This is a genomic window from Psychrobacter sp. P2G3, from assembly GCF_001593285.1.
GTDB lineage: Bacteria > Pseudomonadota > Gammaproteobacteria > Pseudomonadales > Moraxellaceae > Psychrobacter.
Window position 1 is genome coordinate 545,074 of the sequence record NZ_CP012529.1, and the last position, 17,775, is coordinate 562,848.

19 protein-coding genes are annotated in these 17,775 nt (G+C 40.2%); 12 read left to right on the forward strand and 7 right to left on the reverse strand.

The annotated features are described in order from the left end of the window. Window positions 1-10: 10 nt before the first annotated feature. The 6 genes from AK823_RS02270 (at window position 11) to tsf (ending at window position 6,038) form a co-directional block, all read left to right on the forward strand. On the forward strand, window positions 11-2,218 hold the full coding sequence (locus tag AK823_RS02270; RefSeq protein ID WP_068325888.1) for an ATP-binding protein: 2,208 nt from the start codon (window positions 11-13) through the stop codon (window positions 2,216-2,218). 32 nt (window positions 2,219-2,250) lie between these two features. After that, the gene (locus AK823_RS02275; RefSeq protein ID WP_228138930.1) at window positions 2,251-2,601 is read left to right on the forward strand and encodes a response regulator; all 351 of its coding nucleotides are present in this window, start codon (window positions 2,251-2,253) and stop codon (window positions 2,599-2,601) included. Window positions 2,602-2,631: 30 nt separating this feature from the next. Next, window positions 2,632-3,081 (forward strand): chemotaxis protein CheX, encoded by a 450-nt coding sequence (locus AK823_RS02280; protein ID WP_068034388.1) that lies wholly within the window; start codon window positions 2,632-2,634, stop codon window positions 3,079-3,081. Window positions 3,082-3,122: 41 nt separating this feature from the next. After that, the gene (locus AK823_RS02285; protein WP_068034390.1) at window positions 3,123-3,572 is read left to right on the forward strand and encodes a chemotaxis protein CheX; all 450 of its coding nucleotides are present in this window, start codon (window positions 3,123-3,125) and stop codon (window positions 3,570-3,572) included. Window positions 3,573-4,005: 433 nt separating this feature from the next. Next, the gene (rpsB, locus tag AK823_RS02290; RefSeq protein ID WP_068034393.1) at window positions 4,006-4,821 is read left to right on the forward strand and encodes a 30S ribosomal protein S2; all 816 of its coding nucleotides are present in this window, start codon (window positions 4,006-4,008) and stop codon (window positions 4,819-4,821) included. Window positions 4,822-5,153: 332 nt separating this feature from the next. Further along, window positions 5,154-6,038, forward strand: a complete 885-nt coding sequence (gene tsf, locus AK823_RS02295) for a translation elongation factor Ts (RefSeq protein WP_068325891.1) — start codon at window positions 5,154-5,156, stop codon at window positions 6,036-6,038. A gap of 122 nt (window positions 6,039-6,160) precedes the next feature. Here tsf and AK823_RS02300 read toward each other — a convergent pair whose 3' ends face one another. The 4 genes from AK823_RS02300 to hflX form a co-directional block, all read right to left on the reverse strand. Next, window positions 6,161-6,976 carry a lytic transglycosylase domain-containing protein gene (locus tag AK823_RS02300; protein WP_068330080.1) on the reverse strand — a complete coding sequence of 272 codons (816 nt, stop codon included), beginning with the start codon at window positions 6,974-6,976 and terminating at the stop codon, window positions 6,161-6,163. Window positions 6,977-7,479: 503 nt separating this feature from the next. Next, window positions 7,480-8,169, reverse strand: coding sequence for an LrgB family protein (locus tag AK823_RS02305; RefSeq protein WP_068325892.1), 690 nt, complete (start codon window positions 8,167-8,169; stop codon window positions 7,480-7,482). A 16-nt stretch (window positions 8,170-8,185) separates the two neighbouring features. Beyond that, entirely contained in the window at window positions 8,186-8,620 is a 435-nt protein-coding gene (locus tag AK823_RS02310) for a CidA/LrgA family protein (protein WP_068034398.1), read from the reverse strand. Window positions 8,621-9,089: 469 nt separating this feature from the next. Beyond that, window positions 9,090-10,568 (reverse strand): ribosome rescue GTPase HflX, encoded by a 1,479-nt coding sequence (gene hflX / locus AK823_RS02315; protein ID WP_068325893.1) that lies wholly within the window; start codon window positions 10,566-10,568, stop codon window positions 9,090-9,092. A gap of 438 nt (window positions 10,569-11,006) precedes the next feature. On the opposite strand from hflX, the gene AK823_RS02320 reads away from it, so the two are divergent. Beyond that, a complete protein-coding gene (locus AK823_RS02320; RefSeq protein WP_068034402.1) occupies window positions 11,007-11,831 on the forward strand; it encodes a lysophospholipid acyltransferase family protein in 825 nt (274 codons plus the stop codon). A 116-nt stretch (window positions 11,832-11,947) separates the two neighbouring features. Here AK823_RS02320 and AK823_RS02325 read toward each other — a convergent pair whose 3' ends face one another. Beyond that, the gene (locus AK823_RS02325) at window positions 11,948-12,988 is read right to left on the reverse strand and encodes an aldo/keto reductase (RefSeq protein ID WP_068034404.1); all 1,041 of its coding nucleotides are present in this window, start codon (window positions 12,986-12,988) and stop codon (window positions 11,948-11,950) included. Between the two features lie 49 nt (window positions 12,989-13,037). After that, complete coding sequence (fkpB, locus tag AK823_RS02330) at window positions 13,038-13,535, reverse strand: FKBP-type peptidyl-prolyl cis-trans isomerase (RefSeq protein ID WP_068034406.1); 498 nt, start codon at window positions 13,533-13,535, stop codon at window positions 13,038-13,040. Between the two features lie 532 nt (window positions 13,536-14,067). On the opposite strand from fkpB, the gene AK823_RS02335 reads away from it, so the two are divergent. From AK823_RS02335 to AK823_RS02355, 5 genes are all read left to right on the forward strand, one after another. After that, on the forward strand, window positions 14,068-14,463 hold the full coding sequence (locus tag AK823_RS02335; protein WP_068034408.1) for an outer membrane protein assembly factor BamE: 396 nt from the start codon (window positions 14,068-14,070) through the stop codon (window positions 14,461-14,463). Window positions 14,464-14,474: 11 nt separating this feature from the next. Further along, window positions 14,475-15,005, forward strand: a complete 531-nt coding sequence (locus AK823_RS02340; RefSeq protein WP_068034410.1) for a hypothetical protein — start codon at window positions 14,475-14,477, stop codon at window positions 15,003-15,005. Then, the gene (locus AK823_RS02345; protein WP_068034411.1) at window positions 15,002-15,427 is read left to right on the forward strand and encodes a hypothetical protein; all 426 of its coding nucleotides are present in this window, start codon (window positions 15,002-15,004) and stop codon (window positions 15,425-15,427) included. The genes AK823_RS02340 and AK823_RS02345 overlap by 4 nt, the downstream gene beginning before the upstream one ends. Before the next feature lie 181 nt (window positions 15,428-15,608). Then, window positions 15,609-16,289, forward strand: coding sequence for a DUF1294 domain-containing protein (locus AK823_RS02350; RefSeq protein WP_068325899.1), 681 nt, complete (start codon window positions 15,609-15,611; stop codon window positions 16,287-16,289). A gap of 200 nt (window positions 16,290-16,489) precedes the next feature. After that, window positions 16,490-16,969 carry a hemerythrin domain-containing protein gene (locus AK823_RS02355; protein WP_068325902.1) on the forward strand — a complete coding sequence of 160 codons (480 nt, stop codon included), beginning with the start codon at window positions 16,490-16,492 and terminating at the stop codon, window positions 16,967-16,969. A gap of 96 nt (window positions 16,970-17,065) precedes the next feature. On the opposite strand, the gene AK823_RS02360 is transcribed toward AK823_RS02355, so the two are convergent. Beyond that, on the reverse strand, window positions 17,066-17,677 hold the full coding sequence (locus AK823_RS02360) for an O-acetyl-ADP-ribose deacetylase (RefSeq protein WP_082785608.1): 612 nt from the start codon (window positions 17,675-17,677) through the stop codon (window positions 17,066-17,068). Window positions 17,678-17,775: the final 98 nt, after the last annotated feature.

Sequence of the window (17,775 nt, forward strand, 5' to 3'; positions counted from 1 at the left end):
GATTTTCAAAATGGCAACCACACATAATGTCGATAATAAACGTTATCAGGGTCTGATCATCTCAATTGCACTATTTTTATCCTTGATCGGTGCTTTGCTCGCGTTTACGTTTTATACCTCAAGTTTATTAGAAAGAAATACGATTCTAATTGACCAAACCAACCAAGTGGCTAACAGCGCGCAAGCGGTGATTAAAGACTTATTTGACTTAGACAACAGTTATGGTGAGGACACCAACTCTCCACATATGCAGCGGGTTTTTGAGCGCTTAGAGCGGAATACTTCATTAATTACTGACTCTATTGCTGCTATCGGACAAGGCGGCACGATTACTGATGCTGATGGCAACAGTTATAATTTGCCGAAAGTTGATAGTGTTGCGCAAGCAGAAATTACGGCAGCTAATGAGCAATGGCAACTTTTAGAGCCTAAGATTCAAGCTTATCTGAAAGATGCTGATAACATCATGGTTGACTCTGCAGATGAGCTGACTCAAGCGGTTGAACAGGCAAAAACTTCAAGTTTGCTTATTAACGACTCTTTAGATCAACTTACTGATGACGTATTTACGAGTGCTGAGAACCAAGCAAATACCATTCGTCTGATTCAGGTACTTGGTGTTGTTGCTATCTTCTCTTACTTCTTGATCTTCGTATTCTTCTTTGTACGTCGCTTGCGTGATACTGATGCTGAAGCATTGGCTGCACGTCGCGAAACACAAGAGATTATGCAAACGGTTAATACAGGTTTGTTCTTGCTTGATAAAGACTTAAATATCGGTCAGCAGCATTCACAGGCACTTAATAGTATTATTGGCGCTGACAGCTTGGCAGGAGAAAACTTTGCCAACGTACTACGTGGGCGTATTTCTGATAAAGATCTAACGACCACCCGTCAATTCGTTGAGCAACTATATAACCCACGCGTTAAAGAGAAACTTGTCAACGACCTTAATCCTCTACATAAAGTCTTGCTACATAACACATCTGGTGAGCATGGTTCAGACAGTCGTTTCTTGGATTTTAGATTCTCACGTGTTTATGAAGATAAAGATATTGCTCGTATTTTGGTCAACGTTAATGATGTGTCAGACGCTGTTTACTTAGAACAACGTCTAGAAAAAGAGCGCTCACAGAATGACATGCAGATTGAGATGTTAACAACCATCTTGAACGTAAATCCAAAAATCATTAATGAGTTCATCGCTAATACCAAAAGTCATATCGAAAAAATCAATAATGTATTGAAGAATCCTGGAAGCACGCAATACGAGCTTGAGGTTAAGTTAAACTCTATCTATCGTGAAATGCATAGCTTGAAAGGTGAGGCTTCAGCATTAAAACTGCATAGTTTTACTAAGATTGCATCAGAGGCAGAAGACCAGCTTAACGTGCTACAAAATCAAGGCAAGCTATCAGGTAATGATTTCCTACCTTTGGCAGTGCATTTAGATGACTTATTGAGCCTATCTAATACTATCGAAAAATTAGGAGAACGTATAAATCGTTCGTCACCAGCAAGTGCAGCGAATAGCAGTGCGGCGACAACACCAAACTCTGTAGTGGCAGATTCGAGTACGCCTGTAGCCGAGACTCAAGCAACAAACTTTTCGATGAATGATTTAGAAGTTGAAGGTAATAATATTGACTTAGAGGAAGAGTCAGATAATCATCTACTAGCTTATTATCATGATTTTGCGCAAGATATTGCAGCAAGACAAGGTAAACAAGTACAGCTTGATAGTACTACTTTAGGGCAAGTTAGAATACCAGAACGCCTTAGAAATACCGTTAAAGAAATTAGTATCCAGCTGCTACGTAACGCTGTAGTGCACGGTATTGAGACACCTGATATACGTCAATCAGTGGGTAAACCTGCTGTTGGTACTATTGGTCTAGAAATGCAAAGTAGTGGCCAAGACTTCGTTGTTACTTTACAAGATGACGGCCAAGGCATTGACTATGACAGTATTCGTGAAAAGCTAGTCAAAGAAGGTCGTTTCGATGTACAAGAAGCGAGTCAGCTTGATCATAGTGGCTTACTAAAGCAACTATTTTCTTCTGGGTTTTCTACCAAGGAGAATGCGGACGAAGACGGCGGTCGCGGTGTTGGTTTAGATATCATCAAGGCTCAAGTAAAAGAATACGATGGTAAGCTCAATATAAATAGTGAGTATGGCAAGATGACGCGTTTTGTCATTACGCTACCTAACGCTTAATTAAGGATAATAGATACGTTATGTATAAACTAATGATTGTTGATGATTCCAATATTATCCGGAACCGGATTCAGCGGGCTTATGACTCAGGAAATTTCATGTTGGTTGCTACAGCAACCAGTGGTGTTCAAGCCATTGAAAAATTCAATATGCATCGCCCAGATGTCATCACGATGGATCTAACCATGCCGCAAATGGATGGTCTGGAATGTATCGAGAAGATTATTGCTATTGATCCTGATGTACGGATTTTGGTTGTATCGGCTTTGTCTGATAAATCTACAGGTATTGAAGCATTATCGTTGGGCGCCAGCGGGTTTCTCTGTAAACCTTTTTCAGAAGAAGATCTCGTAGAATCTTTGTATGAGCTGATGCAAGACTGATATCATCCAACGACTTAAGTAGATGTAATTATGAAAGAACAAAAGCTACAGATTTTTTTGAACATTATTAGCAACTATTTTAACCAGTTTGGGGGTGCAGAGCTCATCGCTGATACTCCCTACTTGTTAGAAAATAAACAGCCAAAAGTCCATGACTATACAGGTGTAATTGGTATATCAGGGGTTCAAAAAGGCGTGGTGTACTTTTCAGCAACGCGTGAATTACTGGCTTCTATATTAAACAGTATGGGCGAAACTGACGAGAGTGAAGATATTTACATGGACCTTGCGGGTGAGGTTGCCAATACGATAGCTGGCAATGCACGCAATGAGTTTGGTGCAGAATTTCATATCTCGGTACCGTTCGTGTTTAAAGGTTCACCGCAAAGTATTGTATTACCTAGCGGTGAGCGTTCCTTTATCATTCCCATCACTTGGCTGTCGCAAGTCGGCGAGATTGTGGTCTGTCTGCAGGATTAATTATCCTGCTGGCACGTGATGAATATGGACAATAATATATTATGGTTAAAGTAGAGAAGTTAGGTGTGTTTCTAAGTTCGATTAATGCATTTTTTACGCAGATCGATGACGCACAAGTGGCTATTAGCACTCCTTATTTAAATAACAACAGAAGCGCTATTGGTTATGACTATAGCGGTGTTATTGAAATATCAGGCCCTCTTAAAGGCTGTGTTTATGTGAGCGCTCCAAGCATTATGCTGCGCGAGGTTATCAAAGTTATGGGTGAGCCTGATTCATCAATTACGATGATGAAAGACTTACTTGGTGAAATGGCCAATACCATATCTGGTAACGCGCGTACTGAATTTGGTTCGGAGTTCATCATCTCGCCACCTAAGATTGTTGAAGGTGCACCAAGCGTATCTTATCTGCCAAAAGACCGGCATAGTTACATTACACCCTTCACATGGCGCGGCTATGAGGCAGTGATAGGTATCTGTATCGCTTAATCTAAATTAATCAGCAAAACTGGCTATGATTAAAAAAACGACGTATATGCGTCGTTTTTTTGTGCTTCATTAATAAGTGCTTCGTGTTAGACTTAATTAATGAGAGAGATAAAGTATCCAATCAAAACAATTATTTATAACTTATATCTGCTTTAATAAACTGCTGGAGCTTATCATGAGTTATATGATAAAATACAGCGCAGCTATTTCTATAATTTACTTATATTTTTGACTATAGCTCAATTTTTTAAACCAACCAATGACACACACATCATGGCAAAAAATTGCTGGGTGTCTGGCGACTTGATTAATTTGCATTTAATAGATAATTACGATGTTGCACATATAAAGCATAGATCGTAAGCAAATGCGTGTCGCTAGATAGGCAGTTTTTGTGATGTGGAGGCATAACCCAACCAACAGGACATTTGACATGGCTACAAAGAATCCAACTAAAATTGAAATGCGTGACTTACTACAAGCCGGCGCTCACTTTGGTCACCAAACACGTTTTTGGAATCCAAAAATGGGTCCATATATCTTTGGTGCACGTAACAAGATTCACATCATCAACTTAGAGCATACTGTAAAAGCATTCAACGAAGCATTGACTTACGTGAATGGCCTAGCTGCTAAGAAAAACAAAGTATTATTTGTTGGTACTAAACGCGCTGCTAGCGGTATCATCCGTGAGCAAGCTGCTCGTGCTGGCATGCCATACGTTGACCATCGCTGGTTAGGTGGTATGTTGACTAACTGGAAAACACTACGCCAGTCAATCAACCGTCTAAAAGAGCTTGAAAAGCAAGCAGAAGATGGTACTTTCGCTAAGCTAACTAAGCGTGAAGCGTTAGAGCGTACTCGCGATATGGAAAAACTTGAGCGTTCACTGGGCGGTATTAAAGATATGGGTGGCCTACCTGATGCAATCTTTATCGTTGATGTAGATCATGAAGCGATCGCGATCAAAGAAGCTAAAAACCTAGGTATCCCAGTTATCGGTATCGTTGATACGAACTCTAACCCAGACAACGTTGATTACATCATCCCTGCAAACGATGATGCTATCCGTGCTGTGACGCTGTATGTAACTTCTATTGCTGATGCGATTATCGCTGGTAAAGAGTATGCACAGACTCAAGCTGGTGGCAAAGCTGAGCAAGAGCAAACTTCAGAGCAAGCGCCTGCTGCTACTGAAGAAGCACCAGCTGAAGCTAAAGCAGAAGAAGCTGCAACTCCAGCAGAATAAATAGCTGACCCGTAAGGTTTAACTTTATAAGGGTGTCTTGATAGTGTTTTTATTGACATCCATATAAGGTTATTAACAGCGTATAAGCTCACAATAGGCATGATGTAGTTTTACTCGTCATGCCTTATTGTTGATGGGAAGCTCGTTAATAGGCGAGTATTATCGCTTATATTTGTCCTCGTTATATACAATACTTGACATGCAATAGTTGTGATAACGACCAATAATGAGCGCTCTCATTGCTATAAGAGCGGCACAGTAATAACAAATATCGAAAATATATTACATAGAAATTAAGCACTCCTATACATAACAATACTAAGGTGACTCTTATGACAGAAGTAAAAGTATCTGCCAAAATGGTAAAAGAACTGCGCGACCGTACTGGTCTTGGCATGATGGAATGTAAAAAAGCGTTAGAAGAATCAAACGGTGATGTTGAAGTTGCCATCGATAACTTGCGTAAATCTGGTCAAGCAAAAGCGGCCAAAAAAGCAGGTAACATCGCAGCTGACGGCGCTATCATCATCGCTCAAGGCGACAATAAAGCATTCTTATTAGAAGTTAACTGCCAGACTGACTTCGTTGCAAAAGATGATAGCTTCACTGCATTTGCAGAAAAAGTGGCTAACCTTGCACTAGAAAACAACGTGACTGACGTTGCTGCTATCTCTGAGCTACCGTATGGCGAAGGCCAAACCGTTGAAGAAGCTCGTGTATCTCTAGTACAGAAAATCGGTGAGAACATTCAGATCCGCCGTGTTGAAACCCTAGAAGGTAACAACATTGCATCATACCGTCACGGTCTACGTATCGGTGTGGTTGTATCTTACGAAGGTGGCAGTGCAGATACTGGCAAAAACCTTGCCATGCACATTGCTGCATTCAACCCTGTCGCAGTAGATGACGAAGACGTTGCAGCTGACGTACTAGCACGCGAAAAAGATATCATTGAAGCAAAAGCGAAAGAGTCTGGCAAGCCTGACAACATCGTTGAGAAAATGATTGAAGGTGGCTTACGTAAATACCTAGACGAAGTAACTTTACTACGTCAGCCTTACGTTATGGACAATGAGAAAAAAGTTGGTGACGTTCTAAAAGCTGAAGGCGTAAAAGTACTTGGTTTCAAACGTTTAGAAGTTGGTGAAGGCATCGAGAAAAAGCAAGAAGACTTCGCTGCTGAAGTTGCTGCTACACAAGCATTAGCCAATAAATAAGTTTTAATTTATTGTAGCCATTGCTAATCGGTGTTTTCGATTTAGCATAAAAAAGCCCGTTATTTGATTAACGGGCTTTTTTATGTCTATTACTAACGTTCAATATTATAACTGCTTTTTAATTACCGTAGTGCAGCATAGGCAGAGTTAGCATAACTGGCACTGCCACTGTTATTACTAGTGCCATAACTGACGGTTTGCATCCCGCCACTGTTATCATTGCTATTAACAGACGCATTGCTTGCGCTCATAGTGTTACCTGAGAGACCAGAATCGTTTTTATATAAACTATGATAACGGCTCATCACTTGTTTGACATAGTTACGAGTTTCTTTGAAAGGCGGAATACCATTGTATTTATCTACGTTGCCTTCTCCGGCGTTGTAACCTGCAATCGCAAATTCAACATTATTGTTGAAGCGGCGCATGAGCCAAGCGATATATTTGGCCGAGCCTTCGATATTGTCAGCAGGGTTCCACGGATTACTAACCTTAAAGCGACTAGCTGTAGCAGGCATCAATTGCATTAAGCCTTGTGCTCCTACAGGAGAGCGTGCATTTGGATTAAAGGCTGATTCAGTATGCATCATTGCTTTCATTAAGCCAGGATCAATACCGTGACGAGAAGCAGAGGCACGGATATAACTGTCATAGGCATCACGAGTACCACTTCTACTCGCAGAGCTACTGCCATAATCAGTGCTATTGCTGGCACCATCATACATTTTTGAATCTTTATAATAAGTAACTTTTACTTTTTTGGTAAATTTATCGAAGTTGCCACTTGGATTGACGTTAGTGAGGAGAACTTGTCCACCTTTGTCTTTATAAATATACATGTTACCGGCTTGAGCAGTAACAGATAAAGTAGATAGGGCAACAGTAGTCCATAAAACAGGAGATAAAAAACGGTTAAAGAAGGGTGCAATATTTATCATAAAGGTATCACTTTTCATCGAATAGTAGCAAATTGCTTTGCTCATAGGCGCGATATTTTGCTTATCAAAGTCGTTACCGCGATTATAGAATTTCATAACAGTAGCTAAAATAAATAACCAACAAAAATCACGTCTAATAAAAATCACTTGCAATAGATACAAAAGATAATAGTTGCTTACTATAACATAAAATAACTTTTAACCCTATAATCTTAACGAAGAAGACTATTTTGATAGCTCTTAATTTGTAAGAAAATCTTAACCAAATCAAAATATTAATGTTACCTATCCATTGGTTAAAACTAGTAACGAGAGATGAATAATTCTATCTATAATATGATTGCAAAATGGTAAAAATCAATAAAGCGTTAATAGTCTTAAAGTTAGGTTGAACAGAAGTTTGTATTATTAATGAAGATAATAGCTGTGATAAGTGGTGAACTTGATAGTTAATAGCTCTTGATACAAGAGCTCTCAATATAGTAGCTCTTAATACAAGATATCTAGATACCTAAAGCCCCAATGAATATCGGTACCCAAACTGCGGTAAGCAAACCGTTCACCGCCAGTCCAAACGCAGCATAGCGTCCAGCAGTATGACTTATTTGCCAAGCTTCTACGGTACCAAAGGCATGAGCCGCTAGTCCTAAAGCCAAGCCTTTAGCACGGTCGTCATCAATACCGCGAAATAAAAATCGAGCCAAAGTGCCACCTATCAGTCCTGAGACAATAATAATTAAGTTAGCCATTGCCAGAGGTGCTTTAATCAAATCTGCCACACTCAGGCCAATAGGCGTGGTCACAGAACGGGTAGCGAAGGCCAGTATAGTGTCATGGCTCAGTGAGAATATATAAGCCAATGACATCGGTAGTAATGCCCCAACCAGACTAGCAATAACCACAATTAGAGTTAAGCTTTTGATAGGTAGACCTTTAAAACTCATCGCTGCCAGTGGTACAGCTAGCAATACGGTTACATAACCTAATAAGTGATCGAATACTGGTTTGGCAACACCGTAATAATTATTGTAATCCCACCGCAGAATGAATAAGAACACGATGACTAATACAAGCGCAGTGATAACCATAGGCAGCCAAGATATCTTCCTTGCTAATACGCGAGCAATCACGTGCGCCGCTAGAGTCAGTAATATCGCTGCAAGGGTAGCCATAAATACACTATCAAAGCTCATAATTTTCCTCCGCAGCTCATTGCTGTCCCTTTTGCTGGTTAGTAGTGTCAGTATTGTTGTCTGCATTATGATTTAGCCAACGATTGGCAAGTAGCCCCAGACCCCAAAGCGGTATCAGCGTACTAATCAATATGGTTAGCATGACGCCCCATAACTCATCACCTAATGCAAAAAGTAGCAAGCCTGCACCAGCTGATACTGGCAAAAAGGCAAAGCCGCTATCCACTAGTAGTGTATTGCTAGCTTTGGTCAACCAGCCCGGTAAACCTTTTAGCAATCGCCATGCTACAAGAATAAAAAACATCGCTACTAAACCAACTACATTGGCGGCTTTTTCAATACCCGCCCACTGACAAATAACAACCGCTGTTTCACGGACAACAATAACCATAGCTAGCGTCAATATTAACGCAATCCATGGTGGCATAGTCGATGAGTGAGTCGTCTTCATAAGCATTCCTTGCCAAGATAGCAATTAGTAAATGTCATCAGTAAGATAGGATAAGGGTTGTGAGCTGTTGGCGTAGAAAGCTATGTTATAGTCAATCCACTATAAAAGAGTTACTGCGTTAATCTCGCTTGAAGTATTACATATACATCCGCACTCGGTTGCCTTGTACCGCTTTTAAATTGAATCGACTATATAGAATATGGTTATAAGCGACAGGCAGTAGTGTGCAGTCAATAATAAATTTTATTGACTCTGTAATAAACTTCGCTTGATTATATACACAATAGATAGACTAATAAACCTTGCTAGATGGTCATATCTGACCAGCAAGGTTCAATACCTGAATTTGCTAAAAGTTTTTGCTACGTAAGTAGTTAGCATGGCTAGAATAAAAGAAGCCTGTACAAGCTAGATGATAGCAAGTACAGGCTTTTGTTTTAGATTAAAACATGACTCTCATCAAGTAGGTCTAAGACGATGAATCAGTAGTGGATGGTTCATCAGTATCCAAGTTGGCATCAGTATCGATGTCAAAATTAGTATCAGTCTCAAGAAAGTCATCAGACTCTTGAGTATTAGCATTCTCAAAGCCATCAGTAACTTGATCGTCTTTGATAGCTTTTTCAAATGGCTCAAGCGTAGGCATCAATAATGTTGCTTGCGCTAATGGTAAGACGTCTAATGGTGACAAGTTCGCTTGTCCCAGTAATTGCTTAAGTCTATCGCTTGGCAGACGAATGGTTAAGCATTCATGTCCCGTATCATCGTAACTTTCTGCTTGGATAACACCCAGCTCGTATAGTGTGTTTTTGAGCTGACCGGCATCATAAGGAAGGGTCAAGTCAAACGTGGTTAGGGTACCCGTCAGTAATTGCTGCACGGCAAGTGACAGCTCTTCCATGCCTAGATTGTCTTTTGATGACACATATACACGATTGGGTTCACCTTCGGTCGCATAGCCTATATGCGCAGGCTCACCTGTCAAATCAATTTTATTATAGATATTGAGCACTGGTACATCGTTACTAATCTCAGCCAAGACATCTTTAACCGCTTGGATTTGCTCATGCATATCTTCACTAGATGAGTCGATGACATGTAGCAATAAATCAGCCTCTAGCGTCTCTTCCAAAGTAGCATGAAAAGACTCAACCAATTCATGCGGTAAGTGACGGACGAAACCAACGGTATCGACCAACACTACTCGCCCCACGCCTTGCCAGTCTAAGCGGCGTAAAGTAGGGTCTAAGGTTGCAAATAGCTGATCCGCTGCATAGATGTTTTCATCAACTAAGCGGTTAAACAAAGTTGACTTACCCGCGTTAGTATAGCCAACTAATGAAATCGTTGGCACATCTGATTTTTGACGCTTAGCTCGACCTTGCGCGCGAGTTTGTCTTACTTTATCAAGCTTGTTCTTAAGCTGATTGACTCGTGTCTGTAGTAAGCGGCGATCTGTCTCAAGCTGAGTTTCACCTGGACCACGCAGACCGATACCACCTTTTTGACGTTCCAAATGCGTCCAACCGCGTACTAAGCGCGTAGACAAATGGTTCAGCTGTGCCAGCTCTACCTGCAACTTACCTTCATAAGTACGCGCACGCTGAGCAAAGATGTCTAAAATTAAACCAGTGCGATCAAGTACGCGGCATTTAATCAACGCCTCAACATTACGCTCTTGTGATGGCGATAAGCTATGATTAAACAAAACAATATCGGCGTCATGTTCACGTACCAGTTCAGCGATTTCTTCTGCTTTACCGCTGCCAACGAAGTATTTGGCATCTGGTCTTGAGCGTGAGCCAGTGACGAGTGCTAAACGATCTGCACCTGCCGAATCCGCCAACAGCTCAAACTCGCCTAGATCGTCAGGATCTTGGATTTGACGGATGTCTAAATGTACGATAATGGCGCGTTCGCCACCTGAATGTCTTTCAAAATAATCCAAAGAGTATCACCTATGAATAGAGTAAATAAATCGCTACTATTATATGAGATTGGCTCATTAAAGCAGCGTTAAGATAAGGTCTATATGTGGTCTGATGTCTTGATATTAAAGCGTATAAAGATAATTAACGATTGTTTTATGTTACAGAGCTATTTGTAAAACTTATCCTTATTAATAGTACAGTCTTCAAAGTGAATAGTAATAATGATAAAAAACGCTAAATAAACAGAGTGAAATTTTAGTAAAATAATAAAGAGTATTAGGCCAAAAGTAGCATGTTAGGACTGAGTGAACAAATCGTCACTGACTGACAAAATTTTGTTATACTTATCTCGTTTTTTGCCGTTAAGATGTACGTCTTAACCTGCAGACTTAATCCAAATTTTCTAATTTAAATAAATAATTATCCAAACAGTTATCTAATTATGAGGGACACAGATGAGCCAATCTAAGTCAGGCTTTTCGCTCAGAAAACAGCTAGGTCGTGGTAAGCAAATCGCTGGTATGACCTCTACTATTGCCGGTGGTATGCGGACAGCGCAACGTATTGGTGCCTTTCGTGAGCCACCACGTGAGACGCTACCACGCTATATCCAGACCTTTTGCCGCAAGATGGCAGGCTCCTTTGGCGTTAAAATTGTCCAAGTTGAGCCTGTGCCGCAACATCATGGTCTATGGGTATCCAACCATGTCTCATGGATGGATATTCCGGTAGTCGGCACAGTCAGTCCAGCCTTCTTTTTATCAAAGGCAGAGATTGGTGATTGGCCTATCTTCGGTAAGCTTGTGCATGCAGCAGGAACAGTGTTTATTAAACGTGGCTCTGGTGACGTAGGCTCAGTCACGACGCAAATTGCCAGCTTCTTGAATGAAGGCTTTTCGGTGATATTTTTCCCCGAAGCGACCACAACTGATGGCAAAAAGGTAAAACGTATTCATGGCACCTTATTGCAATCGGCTATCGACGCTGACGTGCCTATTCAGCCGCTAGTGTTATGCTATGTTAATAAGGACGGCACGTTGAGTGAAGAGTTGCCTTATTATGGCAAGCTTACGATGAAAACCAGTATAAAACGGGTGTTAGATAGTAAAGATGTGACCGCTTATGTATTGCCGCTTGAGCCGTTAGACCCGAACGGCCGTAGTAAGAGTGAGCTGACCAATATATTACAGAAGCGTATGCAAGATGGTTTAGCGGAGCTACATAATCGCGTGTTAAGTCAACCTGCTAATAAAATAGAAAAATTGGCTTCAACTTCGTAATTTATTGAAGTGCTTGAAATCGCTATTAGAAAAGGCGCAAATCGCAGCGATAACACTAGCGATTTGCGCCTTTTTTATGTCAGTGATAACCACTAAGTAAGGTTAGTCATACAACTCTATGGAGACGGATTAGGCTGGCGTGTATGCACCGCTTCTATAGCGTCAATTACATCGGTGGTCAAGGTCAAGTTAATGCTGTCGATATTTGACTTTAACTGTTCGAGAGTCGTTGCCCCAATGATATTACTGGTGACAAATGAGCGTGAATTGACGAATGCCAGTGCCATTTGAGCCATATCTAATCCGGCATCAGCTGCTATCTTGGCATACTGAGCCGTCGCTTCTTTTGCCTGTTCATTAACGTAGCGCTCAAAACGGTCATATTTAGTCAAGCGTGCACCAGCAGGTCGTTTGCCATCGAGATATTTACCTGATAGTACGCCAAAGCCAAGCGGTGAGTAAGCGAGTAAACCGACGTTCGAACGATGCGAAATCTCTGCCATTCCTACTTCATATAAACGGTTAAGCAAGCTATATGGATTTTGCACAGTAATCGGTGCTTTTAGACCATTTTTATCTGCTTCCCACAGATAGCGCATCAAACCCCAAGCGGTATCATTGGATAGTCCATAAGCACGAATACGACCTTTTTTAATCTCATCGTTTAAAGCGCTGATGGTTTCCAAAAATGGCGTTAAGTCTTCTAACGGTTGCGCGGCCATGTCTTCAGTATAACCACGCTGTCCAAAATAGTTTGATTGACGTTCAGGCCAGTGCAGCTGATAGATATCGATATAATCCGTTTGCAGACGCTCAAGATTGCCATCAATAGCGCTACTTATTTGTTCAGCGGTATAACGGGTTTGTCCGTCACGTAAAAAGCTCATTGGCGACATTTTGCTAGCGAGTATGACTTTGTCGCGCTGCTTGGTTTTATTGAACCAAGTGCCGACGTAACGTTCGGTGTCACCTTGTTTGTCTTTGTCCGGCGGTGAAGGATACATCTCTGCAGTATCCCAAAAATTTACGCCTTCGCTTAGCGCCATATCCATTTGCTCATGTGCTTGAGCCTCAGTATTTTGCTGTCCCCATGTCATCGTACCTAGACAGATTTTAGAAACTTTTTCGTCGATTTGCGGAAGCATTTGATATTGCATACGAGTATCCTTTTTGAGATTGTTTATTCCATATATTATTTTTAGGCTATCACATTATTTGGACGCCAGTGACGCCAGGTGGAGTCACTTTAAAGACCTTTACTTTGAACAATACTGACTGACCAGCAAGAGGATGATTAAAATCCACTTCTATCTCATCATCATTGATAGCACTAATCGTACCGGGTAGGGTGTTTTTACCTTTATCTTCAAATTCGACCAACATCCCAATTTCTGGACTGTCAGTGACGAGAGCGAATTGAGTACGACTAAAATGCTGTATATTTTCAGGATTCCACTCACCAAAAGCTTGCTCAGGATCAAGGTGGGCGGAGCGAGTGTCGCCAGCACGTAAGTTCATCAGTACTTGCTCAAAACCTGGTAATAAACTCTCATCACCAATAGTTAGCGTCACGGGTGAATCACGGTTGAAGGTTGAATCAATAGTGGTGCCGTTTTCTAGCGACACTTCAAAATGTAGCTTAACGAGGCTGCCAAAGGTGATGCGCGTGTCCTCGTTAGGATTAATAAATTGAGAATCGGTCATAGTAATGTGTCTTTTATTGAATAAGATTTAGAGGGTTAATTATAATAGAGAGTTTAGCATAATCACCTAGCTAAGCACGATTGTGCCATCAGAAGGCTTCAAAATAGAGATAAGATTTTAAATAGTACCTATCATTTATATTATTGTAAGGTGCACTATTTAATTTATTTGAATTATTATCAATCGCTGCAAAAAGCGAAAATATTGATTGTATCTCAAAGATAAATTTTTGTTTACTTAAGTTCCTTTATTGTAATTAAGATGTTAAAGTTGTTTTAGAGCGTAAGTGGTTTTTGACTCATTATTATGCTTGTTTTTGAACATTGGCTTAATCTCATTTGCTTTTTACATTTTTGATTTTGACTTCACCATGATGTCATCTGACATAAGATCAAAGTCTCTTATTTAAGCCTTATTACGTTGCTACATCTCTTTGAGACATTAGTATTAAGTAAGTTACTAATCTTAATATCGTAGATACTTAAGCAGTACAGCTAAATTACTTGTTAATTTGAAAGGAAGGAAGAGAAAAATGAAAATCATATTTACGCTATTGGCTGCTTTATCGCTCGGTGGCTGTGTTTCAGCATCTCAGCATGCTGAACAAGTGCAAAGCAATAGCAATCTCTCTGTAGGAGTTGTCCAAAAACAGATCAAAGTTGGAATGAGTGGCGCAGATGTATTACAAGCACTTGGCTCACCAAACATGGTTTCTACAGATGATCAAAGAAGAGAAGTTTGGGTTTACGACAAAGTAGCAACAGATACCGTACAGTCATCAAGTACAGGTTGGGTATTTGCTGTTCTAGCTGGTGGTCAGACGAGCTCAGCTGCATCATCTAGATCACAAAGAACATTGACTATCATAATAAAATTTGATGAGCAAAACTTGGTAAGAGACTTTGCCTACCATTCCTCGAAATTCTAAAGGCAAACTAAATGAAAAAGCTTAAATACATATTTGTTGCTTGCGCTTTAGGAATAACAGGTTGTGCAACAACTGCACCAGAAAACTTATTCCAAGTAGCAGAGACTTCACTACAAGATCGACAATTGCAGTCGAGATTTTTTGAAACAAATAACGAAGTAGAACTTCTTTCAGCTGGAGTAGCTGTGTTGCAAGACATGGGATATTCAATAGATGAAACAGAGACAAAATCAGGTGTTGTGACCGCGTCTAAAACTGTAGATGCTACTAACAATGCGCAGATAGCGGGTGCTGTATTGCTAGCTGTACTTGGTGGCGGAAACATGTCGATTGATAGCCAGCAACAAATAAAAGTTAGTTTCGTAACGTTGCCGTCTAAAAATAATAAAAACGGTTATTTAGCTAGAGCTACTTTCCAACGCATTGTGACGAATACACAAGGACAAGTAACCAAAGCCGAAACAATGAAAACCGAAGAGCTATATGCTGAGTTCTTTAACAAACTATCTAAATCAGTATTCTTAGAGGCTCAAAAAATATGAATACATTAAAAATAGCTTTATTCGCAGCTTGTCTAACTTTGATTACTGGTTGTGCTACAACTCATGATGCCAGAATTTTAGGCGCTGACAATCAAGTAGAATTACGTAGTATGCAAACTAGATCTTTTGATACTAGTGATAAAACTATAATTGTTAGAAATGTCATATCAACGTTACAGGATTTGAGCTTTGTAATTGATAAGGCTGATACTGACCTTGGTACAGTTTCGGCTACAAGATTATACAATGGCAACAAGGTTAGAATGACTGTAACCGCGAGACCTTCTTCTTCTAGCAAGTCTGTAATCGTTAGAGCTAACGCTCAGTACAACCTAAAGCCAATTGAGAATCCTAAAATATATCAGGATTTCTTCTCATCTTTATCAAAGTCGCTTTTCTTATCAGCTAATGCTGTAGAGTAAAAGGCTAGTAAATAAGGAAAATTACTTTATATTTTCCTCTATTGTTTGAAAGATATGGTTTTTCATATATTATTAGACACTTTATAAGCAGTAAAAAAGCTAAGAGTAAAGCTCTTAGCTTTTTTTGTGAGTGCAGGAAAGTTATATAATAGTTGTAAAAATAATCGATGATAAAAAAACTATGAATACGAAAACGAAAAACCTAAGCACTAAACAGCAAGGTCATATTAACAAATGGCAAGAAGATAAAGGCTTTGGCTTTATTGAAACTGAGGTTGGTGAGTCCGTATTTTTTCATGTTAGCGAGTTCAAAGCCCAGCGTCGCCCCAAGATTGGCGAGTCAGTCGTCTTTACGATTGGTCGAGATAATCAGGGTCGCCTGCAAGCTAAACAAGTACAAGAGCTGAGCTTCGTGCAACAAAAAATGGCACAAAAGAATCAACAAATTCGTAAACGTAATCAAAAGCGCAGTGTACAAGCAGAATTTGAGGAGGGACAAAAGAAGCGTTTGTTCCTCGGTATTGGTTTTTATGGCGTGTTAATCCTATTGGCTGCAACAGACAAGCTCAGCTGGCTAGTGATAGGTTGGTATGTGGCTTTAGGATTCATAACTTACGCAATGTATGCCAAAGACAAAGCCGCTGCCCAAAATGGTGATTGGCGTACGCCCGAAACAACGTTGCATCTATTAAGTGCACTTGGTGGCTGGGTAGGAGCGATGGTCGCACAGACGTATTTGCGTCATAAATCACAAAAGCCTGAGTTTCGGATGACTTACTATTTGACGGTAGTGATTAATATGGCAGGGTTGTTGTTTATATTGTCAGGTGGACAATTTAGCATTTTGGAAGCGCTGTTGTAGGTCAGTTTTTGGTGTGGCTTGGTTTGATTATTGTGGCTTGGCTTAACCCATCAAGATCTAGTAGATGATGTTAACTAAACGATAGTCTATCGATAACTGATAGATGACAATAATCGCTTTTAATATTGTTATTATATTGAGATATTTAATAAAACTATTTAAATAGTTGATACATAGATAATTTAAAAGAGGAAAAATCCATGAGTAACGATACTGACGTTGATTTGAAACAAGATATTTTTGCGGCGTTAATTGAAAAACATGAGGTTCAACGCGAGCTATGCGACAAGCTTGAAAAAACAGAGAGTGATGCGCAGCGTAAAGCCGTTTATGAGGATCTTAAACTAGAGCTACAGGCACATGCAGCGGCTGAAGAGCGTCATCTATATGTACCAGTTATGCAGCATGATGAAGGTCTGGAGTTGTCTCGTCACGCCATTACTGAGCATCATGAGATGGATGAGATGATGGAGACTTTAGATGATGGTCGTATTGGACAAGAGAAGTGGGATAAGACTTGTGCAGATTTGATTCATAAAGTACGTCATCATTTAGAAGAAGAAGAAAATGAGTTTTTCAAACAAGCGGAAAAGATTTTAGATACGGATTTACAGCAACGTCTTGGTGCCTTGTACCAAGTTGAACATGCTGAATTTGAGCAAACCCACGCAGATGATTGATTGCTAAATGTTTTGATAAATTGCAAAGTTAGCATATTAAAATAGCCACTATATGTAGTGGCTATTTTTTTGGTGGATAGTTTTATAATAGTTGTTTCAATGCAACTCTAATACTTGCTTATAAAGCGCGGCATCTGTTGCCGAAAAGCAGCAGAATATCACTTCACGGATTGAAAGGTCAGCTGCCTTCTTTAAGCCACTTTGCATATATTCTTCGACAGTATTAACCGCAATCTCAGTCGCTTGCTCCAGCGGATATCCATACACGCCAGTGCTGATAGCGGGGAAGGCAATACTGGCAAGATTGTTTTCAATCGCTAAATTCAACGAGTTCTGATAGCAACTAGCAAGTAACGCTGCCTCATTATCATGACCACCATACCAAACAGGTCCTACAGTATGAATTACATACTGAGAGGGCAGATTAAATGCCGGACTGATCTTGGCATCGCCTGTCGCGCAGCCATTTAGTGTGCGGCAGTATTCTAGTAGCTCAGGCCCCGCCGCTCGATGGATCGCGCCATCTACACCGCTGCCACCAAGCAAACTTGAATTGGCGGCGTTGACAATGGCATTCACGTTTAGCGTGGTGATATCTGCCTGTAATACTGACAAAGTCAGGGTATTAGAATCAGTGCGCTCACTGCTAGAATTTTTAGAAGCAGAAATTTTCTTTTGATAAATAGGTCTTGTTTGAGTGTTTGACATAGAAAAACCCTTTTATTTGTGCAAAAATCTTATTTTATAACTTATTCTAAATTATTTTCCATCGTTTGCTTGTATGTTGTATGGTTATAATAAGTTGC

Bases quoted from the DNA above. Each gene is read 5' to 3' on its own strand.
- AK823_RS02270 (WP_068325888.1), top strand. From the start codon at position 11: ATGGCAACCACACATAATGTCGATAATAAACGTTATCAGGGTCTGATC.
- AK823_RS02275 (WP_228138930.1), top strand. From the start codon at position 2,251: ATGATTGTTGATGATTCCAATATTATCCGGAACCGGATTCAGCGGGCT.
- AK823_RS02280 (WP_068034388.1), top strand. From the start codon at position 2,632: ATGAAAGAACAAAAGCTACAGATTTTTTTGAACATTATTAGCAACTAT.
- AK823_RS02285 (WP_068034390.1), top strand. From the start codon at position 3,123: ATGGTTAAAGTAGAGAAGTTAGGTGTGTTTCTAAGTTCGATTAATGCA.
- rpsB (WP_068034393.1), top strand. From the start codon at position 4,006: ATGGCTACAAAGAATCCAACTAAAATTGAAATGCGTGACTTACTACAA.
- tsf (WP_068325891.1), top strand. From the start codon at position 5,154: ATGACAGAAGTAAAAGTATCTGCCAAAATGGTAAAAGAACTGCGCGAC.
- AK823_RS02300 (WP_068330080.1), bottom strand. From the start codon at position 6,976: ATGATAAATATTGCACCCTTCTTTAACCGTTTTTTATCTCCTGTTTTA.
- AK823_RS02305 (WP_068325892.1), bottom strand. From the start codon at position 8,169: ATGAGCTTTGATAGTGTATTTATGGCTACCCTTGCAGCGATATTACTG.
- AK823_RS02310 (WP_068034398.1), bottom strand. From the start codon at position 8,620: ATGAAGACGACTCACTCATCGACTATGCCACCATGGATTGCGTTAATA.
- AK823_RS02320 (WP_068034402.1), top strand. From the start codon at position 11,007: ATGAGCCAATCTAAGTCAGGCTTTTCGCTCAGAAAACAGCTAGGTCGT.
- AK823_RS02325 (WP_068034404.1), bottom strand. From the start codon at position 12,988: ATGCAATATCAAATGCTTCCGCAAATCGACGAAAAAGTTTCTAAAATC.
- fkpB (WP_068034406.1), bottom strand. From the start codon at position 13,535: ATGACCGATTCTCAATTTATTAATCCTAACGAGGACACGCGCATCACC.
- AK823_RS02335 (WP_068034408.1), top strand. From the start codon at position 14,068: ATGAAAATCATATTTACGCTATTGGCTGCTTTATCGCTCGGTGGCTGT.
- AK823_RS02340 (WP_068034410.1), top strand. From the start codon at position 14,475: ATGAAAAAGCTTAAATACATATTTGTTGCTTGCGCTTTAGGAATAACA.
- AK823_RS02345 (WP_068034411.1), top strand. From the start codon at position 15,002: ATGAATACATTAAAAATAGCTTTATTCGCAGCTTGTCTAACTTTGATT.
- AK823_RS02350 (WP_068325899.1), top strand. From the start codon at position 15,609: ATGAATACGAAAACGAAAAACCTAAGCACTAAACAGCAAGGTCATATT.
- AK823_RS02355 (WP_068325902.1), top strand. From the start codon at position 16,490: ATGAGTAACGATACTGACGTTGATTTGAAACAAGATATTTTTGCGGCG.
- AK823_RS02360 (WP_082785608.1), bottom strand. From the start codon at position 17,677: ATGTCAAACACTCAAACAAGACCTATTTATCAAAAGAAAATTTCTGCT.